Below are 17,387 nucleotides of genomic sequence, written 5' to 3' on the forward strand. Positions count from 1 at the left end.
CGGCGATACCAGCGGCCGCGCCGGACGGGCCGGCACGGCCTACTCCACGGTCACCGACTTCGCCAGGTTCCGGGGCTGATCCACCTCGTTCCCCCGCGCCGTGGCCAGCTCGCAGGCGAAGACCTGCAGCGGCACCGTCGCCACCAGCGGCTGGAGCAGCGTGGGGGTGACCGGGACGCGGATCAGGTGGTCCGCGTACGGCACCACCGCCTCGTCGCCCTCCTCCGCGATGACGATCGTGCGGGCACCGCGCGCCCGGATCTCCTGGATGTTGGAGACGATCTTGTCGTGGAGCACCGACCGCCCGCGCGGCGAGGGGACGACGACCACCACCGGCAGGTCGTCCTCGATCAGCGCGATCGGCCCGTGCTTCAGCTCACCCGCAGCGAAGCCCTCCGCGTGCATGTAGGCGAGCTCCTTCAGTTTCAGGGCCCCCTCCAGGGCCACCGGGTAGCCCACATGGCGTCCGAGGAACAGCACCGTGTTCTTCGCCGCCAGCGACCGGGCCAGCTCCCGTACCGGCTCCATGGTCTCCAGGACGCGGTCCACCGCACCGGAGACGGAGGACAGGTCCCGCACCACCGCGCGGATCTCGTCGGCCCACTGGGTGCCCCGCACCTGGCCCAGGTACAGGGCGACCAGGTAGCAGGCGACGAGCTGCGTCAGGAACGCCTTCGTGGAGGCGACGGCCACCTCCGGCCCGGCGTGCGTGTACAGCACCGCGTCCGACTCGCGCGGGATCGTGGAGCCGTTGGTGTTGCAGATCGCGAGGACCTTGGCGCCCTGCTCGCGGGCGTGCCGCAGCGCCATCAGCGTGTCCATGGTCTCGCCGGACTGGGAGACGGCGATGACCAGGGTCTGCTGGTCGAGGATCGGGTCCCGGTAGCGGAACTCGCTCGCCAGTTCCACCTCACACGGCAGCCGCGTCCAGTGCTCGATGGCGTACTTGGCGATCAGCCCGGCGTGGAAGGCGGTACCGCAGGCGACGATGACGACCTTGTCGACCTCGCGCAGCACGCCCGCCGGGATCCGGACCTCGTCCAGCGTCAGCGAGCCCGCCCCGTCGATCCGGCCCAGCAGCGTGTCGGCGACGGCCTTCGGCTGCTCGGCGATCTCCTTGAGCATGAAGTAGTCGTAGCCGCCCTTCTCGGCGGCGGAGGCGTCCCAGTCGACGTGGTACGCGCGGACATCGGCCGCGTCCCCGTGGAAGTCGGTGACGGTGACCGCGTCGCGGCGCACCTCGACGACCTGGTCCTGACCCAGCTCGACGGCGTCCCGGGTGTGCGCGATGAACGCGGCCACGTCCGAGGCGAGGAACGCCTCCCCCTCCCCCACGCCCACCACCAGCGGCGAGTTGCGGCGCGCGCCGACGACCACGTCCGGTTCGTCGGCGTGGACGGCCACCAGGGTGAACGCGCCCTCCAGACGCCGGCACACCAGCCGCATCGCCTCGGCGAGATCCGCGCAGCCGGAGAACTCCTCGGCGAGCAGATGGGCGACGACTTCGGTGTCCGTCTCGGAGCGGAGTTCATGGCCGCGCTCGGCCAACTCCTCACGCAGCGCGGCGAAGTTCTCGATGATGCCGTTGTGGACGACGGCGACGCGGCCCGCGTTGTCGAGGTGCGGATGGGCGTTGGCGTCGGTCGGACCGCCGTGGGTGGCCCAACGGGTGTGGCCGATCCCGGTCGTCCCGGCCGGCAGCGGCCGGTCGGCCAGCTCCTTCTCCAGGTTGACCAGCTTCCCGGCCTTCTTCGCCGTGGCCAGCCCGCCGTCGGCCTGCACGGCGACACCCGCCGAGTCGTAGCCCCGGTACTCCAGTCGCTTCAGTCCGGCCGTCACGACGTCCAGCGCCGACTGCGGCCCCACGTATCCCACGATTCCGCACATACCCGGCAGCCTACGGTCCGTCAGCCGCCACAAACGGCCACCGCGTGCCCGAAATCGGAAATTCCCACCGGCGCACGAAGGCCTCGGGCACCGGTGGGAACGGAACGCGGGATGCGTCAGGCGAGCTTGCCGAGCTGGGCGTCGGAGACAGCCGTCGGGAAGTCGAAGTCCTCGCCGGTGGCGGCAGAGGCGAAGTTGGTGACGGTGAAGGAGGCGACGGTGGCGCCCTTGCGGGCGACGACCAGCTTCATGGGCGCCTTCACGCCTTCCTCCGCGGCCAGGGTCGCCGTGATCGCGACCGTCTCGTCGCCGCCGGACGCCTGGGTCTTCTCGACCTCCAGGATCTTGAACGGCTCGCCCATCGCGTCATAGGCGAAGCCTCCGGCGCACGTGCCGACGGCGGCGTCCACGTCCTTGATGACCTGCTCGGCGCCGCCGTCCTCGTAGGAGGCGAGCGTGACGATCATCTTGTTCACGTCGAGGCCGGCGAGCAGCGCGTCCTCGGGGCTGACATCAGCGGCCGGCTTCTGCGGCTCGCTCGTCCAGGCCCGCTTCACCGTGGCGGCCGGCGAGCCGGCGGGCACGCTCATCTGCAGGTGGGCGAGCGGCTGGCAGGCCGCGTCCGCCGCCTTGACCTTGTCCGCGGCGACATCTTCCGCGGCGGGGACCTTCGTCACCTTGCCGTCCTTGACGTCCGACTGCGCGAGCACGGCCTTCTCCAGCTCGGCGGCGGTGAGCGCCTTACCCGCCGGCGCGGCGGAAGCGGTCGCGTCGGCCTTGCCCTTGCCCTCGCCGGACTTGTCCTCGTCACCGGAGCCACCGCAGCCGGTGACCAGCAGGGCGAACGTGACAGCGGAAGCGGCGAGCAGCGTACGGCGGACGGGGCTGGTTCTCACGGGTGACTCTTTCTCGAAGGCGCGGACGAGATCCGCGGCACATTTCCCGCACTGTAAACACAGCTCCACCAGAAATGATCACCAGATCGCCCCCTCGGATCCCTACCGTGATCCACGCGTGATCTGCAAGGAGTACGGCAGGGGTCCCGCGGGCGAACGAGCGTGACGCAGCCCACCTGTCGCCCCGTTCGAACTCCGTTAACAATGGACTGTGATCTATCCGGTCTCCTCGATCCCCCGGAGCGCCCACCGGCATCGGCCGGAGGCGACTCCCTACGTCGACCTCACCCGCGCCGAATGGAGCGCGCTGCGCGAGAAGACTCCGCTGCCGCTGTCCGCGGCGGAGGTCGAACAACTGCGCGGACTCGGTGACGTCATCGACCTCGACGAGGTGCGGGACATCTACCTGCCGCTGTCCCGGCTGCTCAACCTCTACGTCGGTGCCACCGCCGGTCTCCGCAGCGCGCTGAACACCTTCCTCGGTGAGCAGGGCTCCCAGTCGGGCACACCCTTCGTCATAGGGGTCGCCGGCTCCGTCGCCGTCGGCAAGTCCACGGTCGCCCGCCTGCTCCGTGCCCTGCTGTCGCGCTGGCCCGAGCATCCACGGGTGGAGCTGGTCACCACGGACGGCTTCCTGCTGCCGACCGAGAAGCTCCAGGAACGCGGGCTGATGTCGCGCAAGGGCTTCCCCGAGTCCTACGACCGCCGCGCGCTCACCCGCTTCGTCGCCGACATCAAGGCGGGCAAGGGCGAGGTCACCGCGCCCGTCTACTCCCACCTGATCTATGACATCGTGCCGGGCGAGAAGCTCACCGTGCGCCGTCCGGACATCCTGATCGTCGAGGGCCTCAACGTCCTCCAGCCTGCCCTGCCCGGCCAGGACGGCCGCACACGCGTGGGCCTCGCCGACTACTTCGACTTCAGCGTGTACGTCGACGCCCGCGCCGAGGACATCGAGCGCTGGTACCTCAACCGCTTCAAGCGGCTGCGCGAGACCGCGTTCCAGGACCCGTCCTCGTACTTCCGCAAGTACACGCAGGTCTCCGAGGACGAGGCCCTCGACTACGCCCGCACGATGTGGCGGACGATCAACAAGCCGAACCTCGTGGAGAACATCGCCCCCACCCGGGGCCGGGCCGCCCTGATCCTGCGCAAGGGCCCGGACCACAAGGTCCAGCGCCTCAGCCTGCGCAAGCTGTAAGGGCTCCCCCGGGGCCGACAGGGCCCTCCGGCCGGGGTGTACAGCCAGGCAGAGGCCGCTACTCGGCCCGGTGCTTCATGGGTCACCCGGTTCCAGCGCTGGGCGGGGGGAGTGCTGCACAACCCGGGTGCCGCGCCCCGGCGGCACGACTGCCCGCGGCCGGCGAGGGGTCGCGCGGCGGGAAGGGGACGGGGCGGGGGTGCCCGCCCGCAGCGACTGGCGCGTCAACACCCCAGCCCTGCCGAATGACCGATTCCGCGCCGGTCCGAGGACGGACACCTCGACCCGACCCCGACCCACCCACCGCCCCTGGGCGCTACGCCCACCCCCACCGAATCGAAAGCTGCGCCGCAGGCATACATCCCGCACCCCCACCGGACAGCCACCGGCGCACCCGCACCACCGCCGAACAGCCTCCGCGCCGCCGGCTATCCCAGCGCCGACTTCACCGCGTCCGCCAGCCGCCCCGCCACCGACCGCGCCTGGTCGATGTCCGCGGCCTCGACCATGACGCGGACCAGCGGTTCCGTCCCCGAGGGCCGCAGGAGCACACGCCCCGTCTCGCCCAGCTCCCGTTCCGCCTCACCCACCGCTGCGGCGAGCTCCGCGGAGGTCCGCACCCGGGACCTGTCCACATCCGGGACGTTGATGAGCACCTGCGGCAGACGCGACATCACCGACGCCAGCTCCCGCAGCGGACGCCCGCTCCCCGCGACGCGCGCCGCGAGCAGCAGCCCGGTCAGCGTGCCGTCACCGGTCGTCGCGTGGTCGAGGATGATGACGTGCCCGGACTGCTCGCCCCCGAGGGCGTAGCCCCCGTTCTTCATCTCCTCCAGCACGTACCGGTCCCCGACAGCGGTCTGCACCAGCTGGATGCCCTCCCGCTCCATCGCCAGCTTGAAGCCGAGATTGGACATCACCGTCGCGACGACGGTGTCGGACCGCAGCGCGGACCGCTCCCGCATCGCCAGCGCCAGCACCGCGAGGATCTGGTCGCCGTCGACCTCCTCACCGGTGTGGTCCACGGCCAGGCACCGGTCGGCGTCACCGTCGTGGGCGATCCCCAGCGCGGCCCCGTGCTCGACGACCGCGGCCTTCAGCAGGCCGAGGTGGGTCGAGCCGCACCCGTCGTTGATGTTGAGCCCGTCCGGCTCGGCACCGATCGTGATGACCTCGGCCCCGGCCCGGGTGAACGCCTCCGGCGACACCTTCGCGGCGGCACCGTGCGCCTCGTCGAGGACGATCTTCAGCCCGTCCAGCCGGTTCGGGAGCACGCCGACGAGGTGGGCGACGTAGGTGTCGAGCCCTTCCCCGTAGTCCCGCACACGACCGACGCCGGCCCCGGTCGGGCGGTCCCAGGGGGCGCCGGTGCGGTGCTCCTCGTACACGGACTCGATCCGGTTCTCCAGTTCGTCGGCGAGTTTGTGACCGCCGCGGGCGAAGAACTTGACGCCGTTGTCCGGCATGGCGTTGTGGCTGGCGGAGAGCATGACACCGAGGTCGGCGCGGAGGGCACCGGTGAGGTGTGCCACCGCGGGTGTCGGCAGCACTCCGACCCGCAGGACATCCACGCCCGCGCTCGCCAGGCCCGCGACCACGGCGGCTTCCAGGAACTCCCCGGACGCGCGCGGATCACGTCCGACCACGGCGGTGGGCCGGTGCCCTTCGAACGTGCCCGCCTCGGCCAGTACGTGCGCGGCGGCGACGGACAGGCCGAGCGCCATTTCCGCCGTCAGGTCCGCGTTGGCGACACCGCGCACACCGTCCGTGCCGAAGAGTCGTCCCACTTGTCCTCCTGAAGAAGCGTCAGTATGAAAAGCCGAACCAGGGGTTCCGCCGAGGCGTTGGACCCACCTGTACGGCCGACGGTTGCGCCACTGACGAAGCTTGTGATGTGTTCGACGGTCGCAAGGCGAGTGCGGCTCCGCATCCCGGGCGTTCACCATGAGGACAACGCCCGGCCATCCGACCATCCGATCACATTAGCGTTTGAGCGCCTTGTGACGTTATACGCCCACGGCAGTAAATAGACGAACGCCCCGGCAGCACTGTGGCGTGCCGCCGGGGCGTTCGGAGTACGCGCGAGCGCCTGGGATCAGCGCTTGCTGTACTGCGGGGCCTTACGGGCCTTCTTCAGACCGGCCTTCTTGCGCTCGACCGCACGGTCGTCGCGCTTGAGGAAGCCGGCCTTCTTCAGGGCGCCGCGGTTGTTGTCGACGTCCGCCTCGTTCAGCGCACGGGCGACACCCAGACGGAGCGCACCGGCCTGACCGGAGACACCGCCACCCGCGATGCGGGCGATGACGTCGTAACGGTCGTCGAGCTCGAGCACCTTGAAGGGCTCGTTGACTTCCTGCTGGTGCACCTTGTTCGGGAAGTAGTCCTCGAGGGTGCGACCGTTGATCTTCCACTTGCCGGTGCCCGGGACGATCCGGACGCGGGCGATGGCGTTCTTGCGACGGCCCAGCCCGGCGGCCGGCTGGGGCTCGCCGAAGCGGGAGGCCATGGACTCCGAGGTGTACTCGCCCTCGACGGGCACCTCGGACTCGGTGGTGTAGCTGTCGATGTCAAGCTCTTCGAGCGGCTGCTCGGCAGTGGTCTCGGCCACGATGCTCCTCAGATTCAGTTCAGTCTTAGGGGGTGGCCGGACTTACTGCGCGACCTGGGTGATCTCGAACGGCACCGGCTGCTGGGCAGCGTGCGGGTGCTGGTCGCCCGAGTAGACCTTCAGCTTCGACAGCATCTGACGGCCCAGGGTGTTCTTGGGGAGCATGCCCTTGACGGCCTTCTCGACGGCCTTCTCGGGGTTCTTCGCGAGCAGCTCGTCGTAGCGGACGGAGCGCAGACCACCCGGGTAGCCCGAGTGGCGGTACGCCATCTTCTGGGTCCGCTTGTTTCCGGAGAGGTGCACCTTGTCCGCGTTGATGATGATGACGAAGTCACCGGTGTCGACGTGGGGCGCGTAGATCGGCTTGTGCTTGCCGCGCAGGATGGAGGCCGCAGTGGTGGCCAGACGACCCAGGACGATGTCCTGAGCGTCGATGACGTGCCACTGGCGCGTCACATCGCCGGGCTTGGGGCTGTACGTACGCACGGTTCGTAGCCTTCGCTTCTTCAGTGAATGTGGTCCTGACAAGGTCACCGAAGACGATCACGACAGCCCTGACCGCACTGCGGTGACGCAAACCGCGCGCTGGTCGCTGGTCATCGGTCCGGTGGACCGGTGTAAGGGCCCCTCACGTGAGAATGAGCAAGCCACTACACACAACGAACATGCAGAATACCCATGCTCAGCCAGGCGGGTCAAAACGAGCTCACCGCCGGTGGCCACAACCGATTCTACGGCCTCACCCGGCGCCTCCCCCGCCTCCCGCGTCCCGCGCATCACACACCCTCGCTCCCCCGCACCTCGGACACCACGCCGCCAGGCACCGGACGACCCGGAGTCCGCGACGCCCCAGCCACCCCACGGCCCTCCCGCTCCCCGTCCCGTTCCCCCCGCTCCCCCTGCTCCCCTCTCTCCCCCTGCTCCCCTCGCTCGCCCCGCACGCAGTGATACGCGACCGTCCCCGCCAGTACACACAGCGTGACCGCGTCCCGGAAGGCCCGGCGTTTCCCCGACTCCAGCCACGGCCAGGTCACCCCCGGCAGCTGCGGCACCAGCGCGAGCCAGAACCAGGGCCGCCGGGCCACCGACCCGGCATACGGCAGGCCGGCGAGCAGCAGGGGCAGGACGACCAGCAGGTAGTGGTTGTAGGAGGGCCGCGACACCAGGAACGCCGAGAGCATCAGCCCCGCGGACGTCTCGGCGAGGCGCAGCGACACGGGCCCGGGCCCCCGCCAGCGGCGGTACCCGCACCACACCCCGACGGCGGCCGCGAGCAGGGCCAGCGCCGTGGCCGGCGCCTGGGGCGCGCCGAGCCGGGGCAGCACGGCCGCGGGCCCGGCCTCGTAGAGCCGCACGAAGGCGTCGTCGCCGCTCAGCAGGAAGGGCAGGGTGCGGGTGAGGAAGCCCGTGGGGTCGGGCAGGAACAGGGCGGCCACCACCGAGGTGACCGCGGGCACCAGAACCACCACGGCCAGTGCCCTCCACCGGCGCGCGAAGAGGAACAGCAGCACCATCGGCGCGAGCAGCGGCTTCACCGCCACCGCCACTCCGATGACCGCGCCCGCCGCCGTCCAGCGGCCCCGGCTCGCCAGCAGCAGGGACAGGGGCAGCGCCAGCGCGGCCGTCACCGTCCAGTTCCCCAGCCGCACCAGCTGCCCGAACGGCGCGAATCCGGCCGCGAGGCCCAGCAGCCCGAGGGCGGCGAGCCGGCTGTGCAGCGGCACCCGGTGCAGCCGCAGGGCACAGACCCAGCCCAGCGCGAGGGCGACGGTCACCACCACCGGCACCAGCACATCGAGCACGGACCATGGCAGCAGCGCCTGCGGAACGGCCGCCATGACCGCACTCGGAAAGTAGAGGAAGTGCCGGTCGTCGTAGGGCGATCCACCGTCCAGCCAGGTGCGCGCGGCGTCCACGACGATCGCGTTGTCCATGCCTCCGCCCGAGGTCACCAGCACCGTGCGGACCGTCAGCGCCCCCAGCACGGCCGCCAGTCCGGCCCACGCGGCGACGCCCGCGGGCCGCACCAACCACCCCGAGATGTCGCTTTTGTCCATCACCATGGGCGCAACGCTACGGCCTGCGACAGCCGTTGAGGAGGACCAGCACACCCCAAGGCACGTCTAAGATGCGCCCCATGAGCTTTGGGCAGGGGGGACCTCCGCAGCAGTGGGATCCCTGGAAACCGAATTCCCAGCAGCCGCAGCAGCCGCAGCAGCCGTGGAGCGGCGACGGCGGGGGCGGGGGCCAGTCACCCGACTGGGCCGCGCTCGCCGACGCTTCCGAGGCGCGGGCCAAGCGGCGCCGGCTGCTGTTCATAGGCGGCGGCGCACTCGCCACCGTCGCGATAGGCACGGCCGTGGCGGTCGCCGTCGTCTCGGCGAACGGCGGCGACCAGGCCTCACCGGGCGCGTCGTCCCAGCTGCCCGGTGCCACCGACGTCGCCGTACCGAGCCCGACGGGCACGGTCCCGTCGTTCGCCCCGACCAGCGCCCCGCCTCCACTGGACCCGAACGACTTCATCGCCAGCGCGGTGAAGGACAAGGCCCCGCTCAGCCCCGACATCCTCTTCCCGGGCACCCAGCTGACCATGGGTGGGACGGTGTACAAGAAGGGCCCGACGGCGGACACCGGGAACTGCGCCTCGGCCGCGAGGGCCACCCTCCCCAAGGCGCTCACCGACAACGGCTGCACACGCCTGATCCGGGTCACCTACACCAAGGACGACGTGGCGGTGACGGTGGGCGTCGCCGTCTTCGACACCCAGGCGCAGGCGGCCAAGGCCCGCGGGCAGACCGACGGCAAGAGCATCGTCAAGTCGCTGTCGGGCGGCGGCGTGAAGGACTTCTGCTCCGGCGCGGTCTGCCGCTCCACCCGCAACGCCCTCGGCCGCTACGCCTACTTCACCCTGGCCGGCTTCACCGACGGCAAGGACGTGACGGAGAAGGACAAGGCCGTCTTCGCCACCGGCGACGACCTCCAGGAGTTCACCTTCCGTCAGATCCGCCGCCGGGGCGAGGCCCAGGCATCCGCGGCGGCCCAGGCGGGCTGACCGCCGCCCGGTGAGCCCTTCCCTGACAGCGTGTTCACGTACCTGGTGCCCGCGGCGGCGGAGTCGGCCGCGGGCTCGGTCGCGCCGTCCGGGAAGACCGTCCGGCCGGACCTGAGCAGACCCGGTCGACCTTCGGCGTCCAGGAACGCGTCCCCTCGAAGGGGATGTCGGTGCACCAGTTGCCGAAGCCGCCCCACCCTCAGCAGCAGCGGGCGGTGGGCAGGGTCCGCTTGTTGCGGGCTTCCCTGCTGCGGGCCGCCAACTGCTCGTCGGCCGGGTAGCCGACCTCTTCCAGGGTCAGGCCGTGCGGGCGTACGACATGGACGGCCGAGTCCCGGACGCCCGCCGCCAGGACCTTCCCGGGCCAGTCCGGCGGGCGGTGGCCGTCGCCGACGAACAGCAGGGCGCCGATCAGTGAGCGCACCATGTTGTGGCAGAAGGCGTCCGCCCGCACGGTGGCGGTGATGATCCCGTCACCGCCGCGCTCCAGGCTCAGCTCCTGGAGCGTCCGGATGGTCGTGGCCCCCTCCCGCTTCTTGCAGTAGGCGGCGAAGTCGTGCTCCCCCAGCAGCCCGCGCGCGGCCGTTCTCATGGCGTCGACGTCCAACGGCCAGTCGTGCCACAGCACATGACCGCGCAGCAGCGGGTCCACTCCCCCGGGGTTGTCGGTGACCCGGTAGGCGTAGCGCCGCCAGATCGCGGAGAACCGCGCGTCGAACCCGGGCGGCGCCTCCCTGAGCGCCCACACCCGCACGTCCCTCGGCAGCCGCCCGGCGAGCCGCTTCAGCAGCTTGGTGTGGTGCTCGGCCCACACCTCCCGCGGAAGGTCGACGTGCGCGACCTGGCCCCGGGCGTGCACACCGGCGTCGGTCCGCCCCGCCACGGTCAGCTCGTACGTCGTCCCCCCGGACCGCGTCACGGTCCGCAGCGCGTCCTCGATCTCGCCCTGTACGGTCCGCCGTCCCCCGGCCTGCCTGGCCCACCCGGAGAACCCGGCTCCGTCGTAGGAAAGGTCCAGCCGCACCCGCACTTCGTCACTCACACCGAGATCCTCTCACCCACGAGAAGCGGGCCCGCTCCTTCGGAAGGAACGGGCCCGCAGCGCGCCCCAGAGGGACGCCGGGAACTGTGCGACCGGCCACGAAGAATCCGCAGCCGCGAACGACCAGTCCCCCATCAGAACGCTTACGCGTCCTTCGGCTCCTCGGCCGGGGCAGCCTCGACCGCCTCGTCCTTGGACAGGTCCGCCTTGGTCTCGGCGGCCTCAGCGTCAGCGCCCTCGGCGTCCTTCGCGGAACGCTTCGTCGCAGCCTCGGCCTCGCCGACCGCGGTCTGCTGAACCGTCAGCGCCTCGACCAGCTCGATGACGGCCATGGGCGCGTTGTCGCCACGGCGGTTACCGATCTTGGTGATGCGGGTGTAGCCACCGGGACGGTTCTCGTACCGCGGGCCGATCTCGGTGAAGAGCGTGTGGACGATGCTCTTGTCCGTGATGACCTGGAGCACCTGACGGCGGTTGTGAAGGTCGCCCTTCTTCGCCTTGGTGACCAGACGCTCGGCGTACGGACGCAGCTTGCGCGCCTTCGCCTCGGTGGTGGTGATGCGGCCGTGCTCGAACAGCGCCTTCGCGAGGTTCGCGAGGAGGAGCTTCTCGTGCGCGGCGCTGCCGCCCATACGGGCACCCTTGGTGGGCCTCGGCATGGTGTTTCTCCTAGGTGTCTGCCCCGGCCGTATCAGGTACCGGAGTCAGTATCCGAGCAGACGGTTGTCTGTCGGAGATCCGGGGCGACCCCGAAGGGGCGCCCCGGAAGGGGCGCGGGGAGGTGTCGGTATGCGACTCCGTCGCGGGGGCGCGACAAGCCACAGCGGACCCGCACCCGAGAATCAGGCCTCCTCGCGGAGCGCCTAGTACTGCTCGGTCTCCACGAAGCCCGCGTCCGCGTCGTCGTCCGCGCCGAACGCGTCCGCAGCGGCGGTGGGGTCGAACCCGGGGGGCGAGTCCTTCAGCGCGAGACCCATGCCCGCCAGCTTCGCCTTGACCTCGTCGATCGACTTCGCACCGAAGTTGCGGATGTCGAGCAGGTCGGCCTCGCTGCGCGCGACGAGCTCACCCACGGAGTGGATGCCCTCACGCTTGAGGCAGTTGTACGACCGAACGGTGAGCTCCAGCTCCTCGATCGGCAGCGCCAGATCGGCGGCGAGGGCGGCGTCCGTGGGCGACGGGCCCATGTCGATGCCCTCGGCGTCGATGTTGAGCTCGCGGGCCAGACCGAACAGCTCGACCAGGGTCTTACCGGCCGACGCCATGGCGTCACGCGGACGCATGGCCTGCTTGGTCTCGACGTCGACGATCAGCTTGTCGAAGTCGGTGCGCTGCTCGACACGGGTCGCCTCGACCTTGTAGGTGACCTTGAGAACCGGCGAGTAGATCGAGTCGACCGGGATGCGCCCGATCTCCTGACCGACCTGCTTGTTCTGCACGGCCGAGACGTAACCGCGGCCGCGCTCGACCGTCAGCTCCATCTCCAGCTTGCCCTTGCCGTTGAGCGTGGCGAGGACGAGGTCGGGGTTGTGCACCTCGACACCGGCCGGCGGGGCGATGTCGGCGGCGGTGACCAGACCCGGGCCCTGCTTGCGCAGGTACATCACGACCGGCTCGTCGTGCTCCGAGGAGACGACCAGCTGCTTGATGTTGAGGATCAGGTCGGTGACGTCCTCCTTGACGCCCGGCACGGTGGTGAACTCGTGCAGGACGCCGTCGATGCGGATGCTGGTGACAGCGGCACCGGGGATCGACGACAGGAGGGTACGGCGGAGGGAGTTGCCGAGGGTGTAGCCGAAGCCCGGCTCCAGCGGCTCGATCACGAACCGGGAGCGGAATTCGTCGACGACCTCTTCGGTCAACGAGGGACGCTGAGCGATCAGCATGGAGAGATCCTTCAGTCAGGGGCGCCCGCTATTTGACGCCCGACCAGTACTGCAAGGGTACGGGCGATACGACCCGAAAGAGTCGTACCGCCCGGAAAACCCTGGTGAAGCGAGATCACACGCGACGGCGCGGATCCTCCCCGCGGCGGCGGGGAGGGCCGTCGCGCGAAATCAGACGCGGCGGCGCTTGGGCGGGCGGCAGCCGTTGTGCGGGGTCGGGGTGACGTCCTGGATGGAGCCGACCTCGAGGCCCGTGGCCTGCAGGGAGCGGATCGCGGTCTCACGACCGGAGCCCGGGCCCTTGACGAACACGTCGACCTTGCGCATGCCGTGCTCCTGGGCGCGGCGGGCAGCCGACTCGGCGGCCATCTGCGCGGCGAACGGCGTGGACTTCCGGGAACCCTTGAAGCCGACGTGGCCGGCGGAGGCCCAGGAGATCACGTTGCCGGTCGGGTCCGTGATGGAGACGATCGTGTTGTTGAACGTGCTCTTGATGTGCGCGTGGCCGTGAGCGACGTTCTTCTTTTCCTTGCGGCGCACCTTCTTGGCAGCGCCCTGACGACCCTTGGGGGGCATCTATTACTCCTACGGGAGGTGGTCGGTCCTGCAGCAAGACCGCTGGATGAGCGTCCGCTGAGGACTACTTCTTGCCCGGCTTCTTCTTGCCGGCGATGGCGCGACGCGGGCCCTTGCGGGTACGCGCGTTGGTGCTGGTGCGCTGACCGCGGACGGGCAGACCACGACGGTGTCGCAGACCCTGGTAGGTACCGATCTCGACCTTGCGGCGGATGTCGGCCTGGATCTCGCGACGGAGGTCGCCCTCGGTCTTGATGTTGTTGTCCACGAACTCACGGATCGCGACGAGCTGCTCCTCGGAGAGGTCGCGAACGCGGGTGTTCGGGTCGACGCCGGTAGCGGCCAGCGTCTGCTGCGAAAGGGTCCGGCCGATGCCGAACACATAGGTGAGGGCGATCTCCACGCGCTTTTCGCGCGGGATGTCAACACCGGAAACGCGTGCCATTCAATGGCTCCAGTTAGTTGTCGGAGGTCTTCCGCAGGCCCGCTTCCCAGCCCGCCGTACGAGGTACGGACCGGGTCCCCGGCCTCCGAGCCGGGGGTGTCGAGCCATACGGCTCGGGACCTGCGTATGAACGTGTACTGCTCGCGTCGCGCGAAGTTCTGCGAAGTCGCAGAGGGTCGATCGTGCTGCGGTCAGCCCTGGCGCTGCTTGTGGCGCGGGTTGTCGCAGATGACCATGACCCGGCCGTGACGGCGGATCACCCTGCACTTGTCGCAGATCTTCTTGACGCTCGGCTTGACCTTCATGGGTGTGAGGTTCTCCGGGTCAGTGCCATCACCCCGGCGAACCGGGGCGCGGGCAAGATCTACTTGTACCGGTAGACGATCCGGCCACGCGTCAGGTCGTACGGAGACAGCTCCACCACGACCCGGTCGTCAGGGAGGATGCGGATGTAGTGCATACGCATCTTGCCGCTGATGTGAGCCAGGACCTGGTGGCCGTTCTGGAGCTCCACCTTGAACATGGCGTTCGGGAGAGACTCGACGACAGTGCCTTCGATCTCGATGGCACCTTGCTTCTTGGCCACGCTTCGCCCTTCGAATCGACTACCTTGATCGACTCTGGCGTGCACCGCGTGAGAACATTGTGAGTACATGCAGACATGCGGGTGCACAAGAGCCGACGAGTCAGTCTACGTCAGCGCACCCGGAAACACGAATCGAGAGATCCTGCCCCACACCGGAGATCCTTAACCAAGAGGGTCGGGAGCGGCGGTGATGCCCATCTCCGCCAGCTTGGTCCTGCCGCCGTCCGGAGCCGTCAGGACCAGCGGTCCCCGCTCGGTGAGGGCGACGGAGTGCTCCCAGTGCGACGACCACGTGCCGTCGGTCGTGATGACCGTCCAGTCGTCGGAGAGGACCTCGGTCTTCGGGGTGCCCAGGGAGACCATCGGCTCGATCGCCAGGCAGAAACCGGGGACCAGCTTCGGGCCCTTGCCCCGCTTGCGCTCGACGTAGTTCAGCAGATGCGGGTCCATGTGCATCTCGGTGCCGATGCCGTGGCCGCCGTAGTCCTCGATGATCCCGTACTTGCCGCCGCCCGGCTTCGGCTGCCGGCGGATGTACGTCTCGATCGCGCGGGAGACGTCGACGAGCCGGTTGCCCTGCTTCATGGCCGCGATGCCGGCCCACATCGACTCCTCGGTCACCCGGGACAGCTCGACCAGTTCCGGGGAGTGGCCGGACCCGACGAACGCGGTGTAGGCGGCGTCGCCGTGCCAGCCGTCGATGACCGCACCGCAGTCGATGGAGATCACGTCGCCGTCCTTGAGGACGACGTCGCCGGAGGGGATGCCGTGCACGACGACCTCGTTCACCGAGGTGCAGATGGTCGCCGGGAAGCCCCCGTAGCCGAGGAAGTTCGACTTGGCGTTGTGCTCGGCGAGCACCTTGCGGGCGACCTCGTCCAGATCCTTCGTCGAGGCCCCGGGCACGGCGGCCTCGCGGGTGGCCGCGTGAATGGCGGCGACGACCAGCCCCGCCTCACGCATCGTGGCGATCTGCTCAGGGCTCTTGATCTGCACCATGGGGACGACGGCCTTTCTGCGACCAGTGGAGAAATACCAACCCCTCCAACGATACGGGCCCGCTCCCTTCCCCCACTCCCCCGCCCACCGTCCACCGTGGGCAGCCGTGCCGCTGGGGCGATGGAGGCAGGGGCGGGCCGACGGCACCCCGCACACGCCGGCCCGCGCACCGCCCCGCCCAAGCCACAGCCGCGGCCCCCTGGAAGGGAACCGCGGCTGCAAGCACGCGACACGACCTACTTACCGCTCTTCAGCGCCTCCAGCGCACGCGTGGTGACCTCGTCGACCGGCCCCATCGCGGAGATGGTCACGACCAGCCCCTGCGCCCGGTAGTAGCCGATGATCGGCTCGGTCTGCGTGTGGTAGACCTCCAGCCGCGTCCGTACCGTCGACTCCGAGTCGTCGTCCCGCTGGTACAGCTCACCACCACAGGTGTCGCACACACCCTCCTGCTTCGGCGGGCTGTACGTCGCGTGGAACACGTGCGCCGAGTCGTTGCGGCAGACGCGCCGTCCGGCGATCCGCTTGACGACCTCGTCCTCGGGAGCCTCCAGATCGAGCACCGCGTCCAGCTTGATGCCCTCGGTCTGCAGCAGTTCGTCCAGCGCCCCGGCCTGCGACACATTGCGCGGGAAACCGTCCAGCAGGAAACCGCCCTCGGCGTCGGGCTGCTCCATGCGGTCCTTGGCCATGGCGATGGTGACCTCGTCGGGGACGAGATTGCCCGCGTCCATATACGACTTCGCGAGCTTGCCGAGCTCGGTCTGCCGGCTGATGTTGGCGCGGAACAGGTCGCCCGTGGAGATGTGCGGGATGCGCAGTTTCTCGGCAAGGCGGGTGGCCTGCGTACCCTTACCGGCACCCGGCGGCCCGACGAGGACGATTCGCATCAGCGGAGGAACCCTTCGTAATTGCGCTGCTGAAGCTGGCTCTCGATCTGCTTCACGGTCTCGAGACCGACACCCACGATGATCAGGATGCTGGTCCCGCCGAACGGGAAGTTCTGGTTTGCCCCGAAACCAGCCAACGCCATTGTCGGCACGAGAGAGATCAGCCCCAGATACAGCGAACCCGGCCAGGTGATCCGGTTGAGTACAAAGCTCAGGTACTCAGCGGTCGGTCGGCCAGCCCGGATGCCCGGGATGAAGCCACCATACTTCTTCATGTTGTCGGCGACTTCTTCGGGGTTGAAGGTAATGGCCACGTAGAAGAAGGCGAAGAAGACGATCAGCACGAAGTACAGGATGATGTGCGGCGTCGCGCCGGTGTCCGCCAGGTTCGTCGTGATCCAGGTCGCCCAGCCCGACTGGGAATTGGAGAACTGAACGATCAGAGCGGGAATGTAGAGCAGCGACGAGGCGAAGATGACGGGGATGACGCCCGCCTGGTTCACCTTGAGCGGGATGTAGGTGGACGTGCCGCCGTAGGAGCGGCGGCCGATCATGCGCTTGGCGTACTGCACCGGGATCCGGCGCTGGGCCTGCTCGACGAAGACGACCAGGGCGACCATGACGAATCCGACGATCATGACGGTGCCGAACTCGATCCAGCCGTCCGCCAGGCTGCCCTGCTCCTTGATGGCCCACAAGGCGGAGGGGAAGGTCGCGGCGATCGAGATGAACATCAGGATCGACATGCCGTTGCCGATACCGCGGTCGGTGATCAGCTCGCCGAGCCACATCACCGCGGCCGTACCGGCGGTCATCGTGATGACCATGGTCATGGTCACGAAGATCGACTGGTCCGGGACGATCTGTCCGGCGACGGGGCAGCCCGGGAAGAGGGAGCCGCTGCGCGCGGTGGCCACCAGCCCGGTGCCCTGGAGGATGGCGAGCGCGACCGTCAGATAACGGGTGTACTGCGTGATCTTCGCCGTACCGGCCTGGCCCTCCTTCTTCAGGGCTTCCAGACGCGGGATCACGACGGTCAGCAGCTGCAGGATGATGCTCGCGGTGATGTACGGCATGATGCCCAGCGCGAAGATCGTGATCTGGAGCAGCGCGCCACCGCTGAACATGTTGACCAGGCCCAGCAGGCCCTGGCCGGTCTCGGCGTTGTCGATACACGCCTGGACATTGCGGTAGTCGACACCAGGGATCGGGACGTTCGTACCAATGCGGTACACGACGATGATGCCGAGCGTGAAGAGCAGCTTCTTGCGCAGGTCGGGCGTCTTGAACGCCCGGGCGAACGCGGTGAGCACGGTGCC

At 69.3% G+C, this 17,387-nt stretch carries 18 protein-coding genes; 2 read left to right on the plus strand and 16 right to left on the minus strand.

Annotation, left to right across the window (positions count from 1 at the left end; genetic code table 11):
• Nucleotides 1-39 precede the first annotated feature (39 nt).
• Together glmS and HTV45_RS28030 are read right to left on the minus strand one after the other, a co-directional pair.
• Nucleotides 40-1,887, minus strand: a complete 1,848-nt coding sequence (gene glmS / locus HTV45_RS28025) for a glutamine--fructose-6-phosphate transaminase (isomerizing) (RefSeq protein ID WP_215208692.1) — start codon at nt 1,885-1,887, stop codon at nt 40-42.
• A 116-nt stretch (nt 1,888-2,003) separates the two neighbouring features.
• Complete coding sequence (locus tag HTV45_RS28030; protein ID WP_215208693.1) at nt 2,004-2,783, minus strand: hypothetical protein; 780 nt, start codon at nt 2,781-2,783, stop codon at nt 2,004-2,006.
• A 211-nt stretch (nt 2,784-2,994) separates the two neighbouring features.
• On the opposite strand from HTV45_RS28030, the gene coaA reads away from it, so the two are divergent.
• Nucleotides 2,995-3,984 carry a type I pantothenate kinase gene (gene coaA / locus HTV45_RS28035; RefSeq protein WP_215208694.1) on the plus strand — a complete coding sequence of 330 codons (990 nt, stop codon included), beginning with the start codon at nt 2,995-2,997 and terminating at the stop codon, nt 3,982-3,984.
• A 428-nt stretch (nt 3,985-4,412) separates the two neighbouring features.
• Here coaA and glmM read toward each other — a convergent pair whose 3' ends face one another.
• From glmM to HTV45_RS28055, 4 genes are all read right to left on the minus strand, one after another.
• On the minus strand, nt 4,413-5,771 hold the full coding sequence (gene glmM / locus HTV45_RS28040; protein WP_215208695.1) for a phosphoglucosamine mutase: 1,359 nt from the start codon (nt 5,769-5,771) through the stop codon (nt 4,413-4,415).
• 308 nt (nt 5,772-6,079) lie between these two features.
• Complete coding sequence (rpsI, locus tag HTV45_RS28045) at nt 6,080-6,592, minus strand: 30S ribosomal protein S9 (RefSeq protein ID WP_215208696.1); 513 nt, start codon at nt 6,590-6,592, stop codon at nt 6,080-6,082.
• Nucleotides 6,593-6,634: 42 nt separating this feature from the next.
• On the minus strand, nt 6,635-7,078 hold the full coding sequence (rplM, locus tag HTV45_RS28050) for a 50S ribosomal protein L13 (protein WP_215208697.1): 444 nt from the start codon (nt 7,076-7,078) through the stop codon (nt 6,635-6,637).
• A gap of 290 nt (nt 7,079-7,368) precedes the next feature.
• Entirely contained in the window at nt 7,369-8,655 is a 1,287-nt protein-coding gene (locus tag HTV45_RS28055) for a glycosyltransferase family 87 protein (protein WP_215208698.1), read from the minus strand.
• Between the two features lie 74 nt (nt 8,656-8,729).
• Between HTV45_RS28055 and HTV45_RS28060 the strand changes: the two genes are divergently transcribed.
• Nucleotides 8,730-9,644, plus strand: coding sequence for a hypothetical protein (locus HTV45_RS28060; RefSeq protein ID WP_215208699.1), 915 nt, complete (start codon nt 8,730-8,732; stop codon nt 9,642-9,644).
• A gap of 199 nt (nt 9,645-9,843) precedes the next feature.
• Here HTV45_RS28060 and truA read toward each other — a convergent pair whose 3' ends face one another.
• The 10 genes from truA to secY all read right to left on the minus strand — a co-directional run bounded on the left by truA (nt 9,844) and on the right by secY (nt 17,381).
• Nucleotides 9,844-10,686, minus strand: coding sequence for a tRNA pseudouridine(38-40) synthase TruA (gene truA, locus HTV45_RS28065; protein WP_308309772.1), 843 nt, complete (start codon nt 10,684-10,686; stop codon nt 9,844-9,846).
• Between the two features lie 143 nt (nt 10,687-10,829).
• Nucleotides 10,830-11,345 carry a 50S ribosomal protein L17 gene (gene rplQ, locus HTV45_RS28070; RefSeq protein WP_215208700.1) on the minus strand — a complete coding sequence of 172 codons (516 nt, stop codon included), beginning with the start codon at nt 11,343-11,345 and terminating at the stop codon, nt 10,830-10,832.
• 204 nt (nt 11,346-11,549) lie between these two features.
• On the minus strand, nt 11,550-12,572 hold the full coding sequence (locus HTV45_RS28075; protein WP_003966937.1) for a DNA-directed RNA polymerase subunit alpha: 1,023 nt from the start codon (nt 12,570-12,572) through the stop codon (nt 11,550-11,552).
• 171 nt (nt 12,573-12,743) lie between these two features.
• Nucleotides 12,744-13,148: a 30S ribosomal protein S11 gene (gene rpsK / locus HTV45_RS28080; RefSeq protein WP_003948617.1), complete on the minus strand. Its 405-nt coding sequence runs from the start codon at nt 13,146-13,148 to the stop codon at nt 12,744-12,746.
• Between the two features lie 64 nt (nt 13,149-13,212).
• Nucleotides 13,213-13,593 carry a 30S ribosomal protein S13 gene (gene rpsM / locus HTV45_RS28085; RefSeq protein ID WP_006140893.1) on the minus strand — a complete coding sequence of 127 codons (381 nt, stop codon included), beginning with the start codon at nt 13,591-13,593 and terminating at the stop codon, nt 13,213-13,215.
• Between the two features lie 191 nt (nt 13,594-13,784).
• Nucleotides 13,785-13,898: a 50S ribosomal protein L36 gene (gene rpmJ / locus HTV45_RS28090; RefSeq protein ID WP_003974245.1), complete on the minus strand. Its 114-nt coding sequence runs from the start codon at nt 13,896-13,898 to the stop codon at nt 13,785-13,787.
• Nucleotides 13,899-13,957: 59 nt separating this feature from the next.
• Nucleotides 13,958-14,179 (minus strand): translation initiation factor IF-1, encoded by a 222-nt coding sequence (gene infA, locus HTV45_RS28095; protein ID WP_003948620.1) that lies wholly within the window; start codon nt 14,177-14,179, stop codon nt 13,958-13,960.
• A gap of 162 nt (nt 14,180-14,341) precedes the next feature.
• Complete coding sequence (gene map / locus HTV45_RS28100) at nt 14,342-15,178, minus strand: type I methionyl aminopeptidase (protein ID WP_215208701.1); 837 nt, start codon at nt 15,176-15,178, stop codon at nt 14,342-14,344.
• 236 nt (nt 15,179-15,414) lie between these two features.
• Entirely contained in the window at nt 15,415-16,068 is a 654-nt protein-coding gene (locus tag HTV45_RS28105; RefSeq protein ID WP_215208702.1) for an adenylate kinase, read from the minus strand.
• Nucleotides 16,068-17,381: a preprotein translocase subunit SecY gene (secY, locus tag HTV45_RS28110; RefSeq protein ID WP_215208703.1), complete on the minus strand. Its 1,314-nt coding sequence runs from the start codon at nt 17,379-17,381 to the stop codon at nt 16,068-16,070. Before secY ends, HTV45_RS28105 begins: the two co-directional genes overlap by 1 nt.
• Nucleotides 17,382-17,387 lie beyond the last annotated feature (6 nt).

Source organism: Streptomyces sp. CHD11 (assembly GCF_018638295.1).
In the GTDB taxonomy this organism is placed as follows: Bacteria; Actinomycetota; Actinomycetes; order Streptomycetales; family Streptomycetaceae; genus Streptomyces.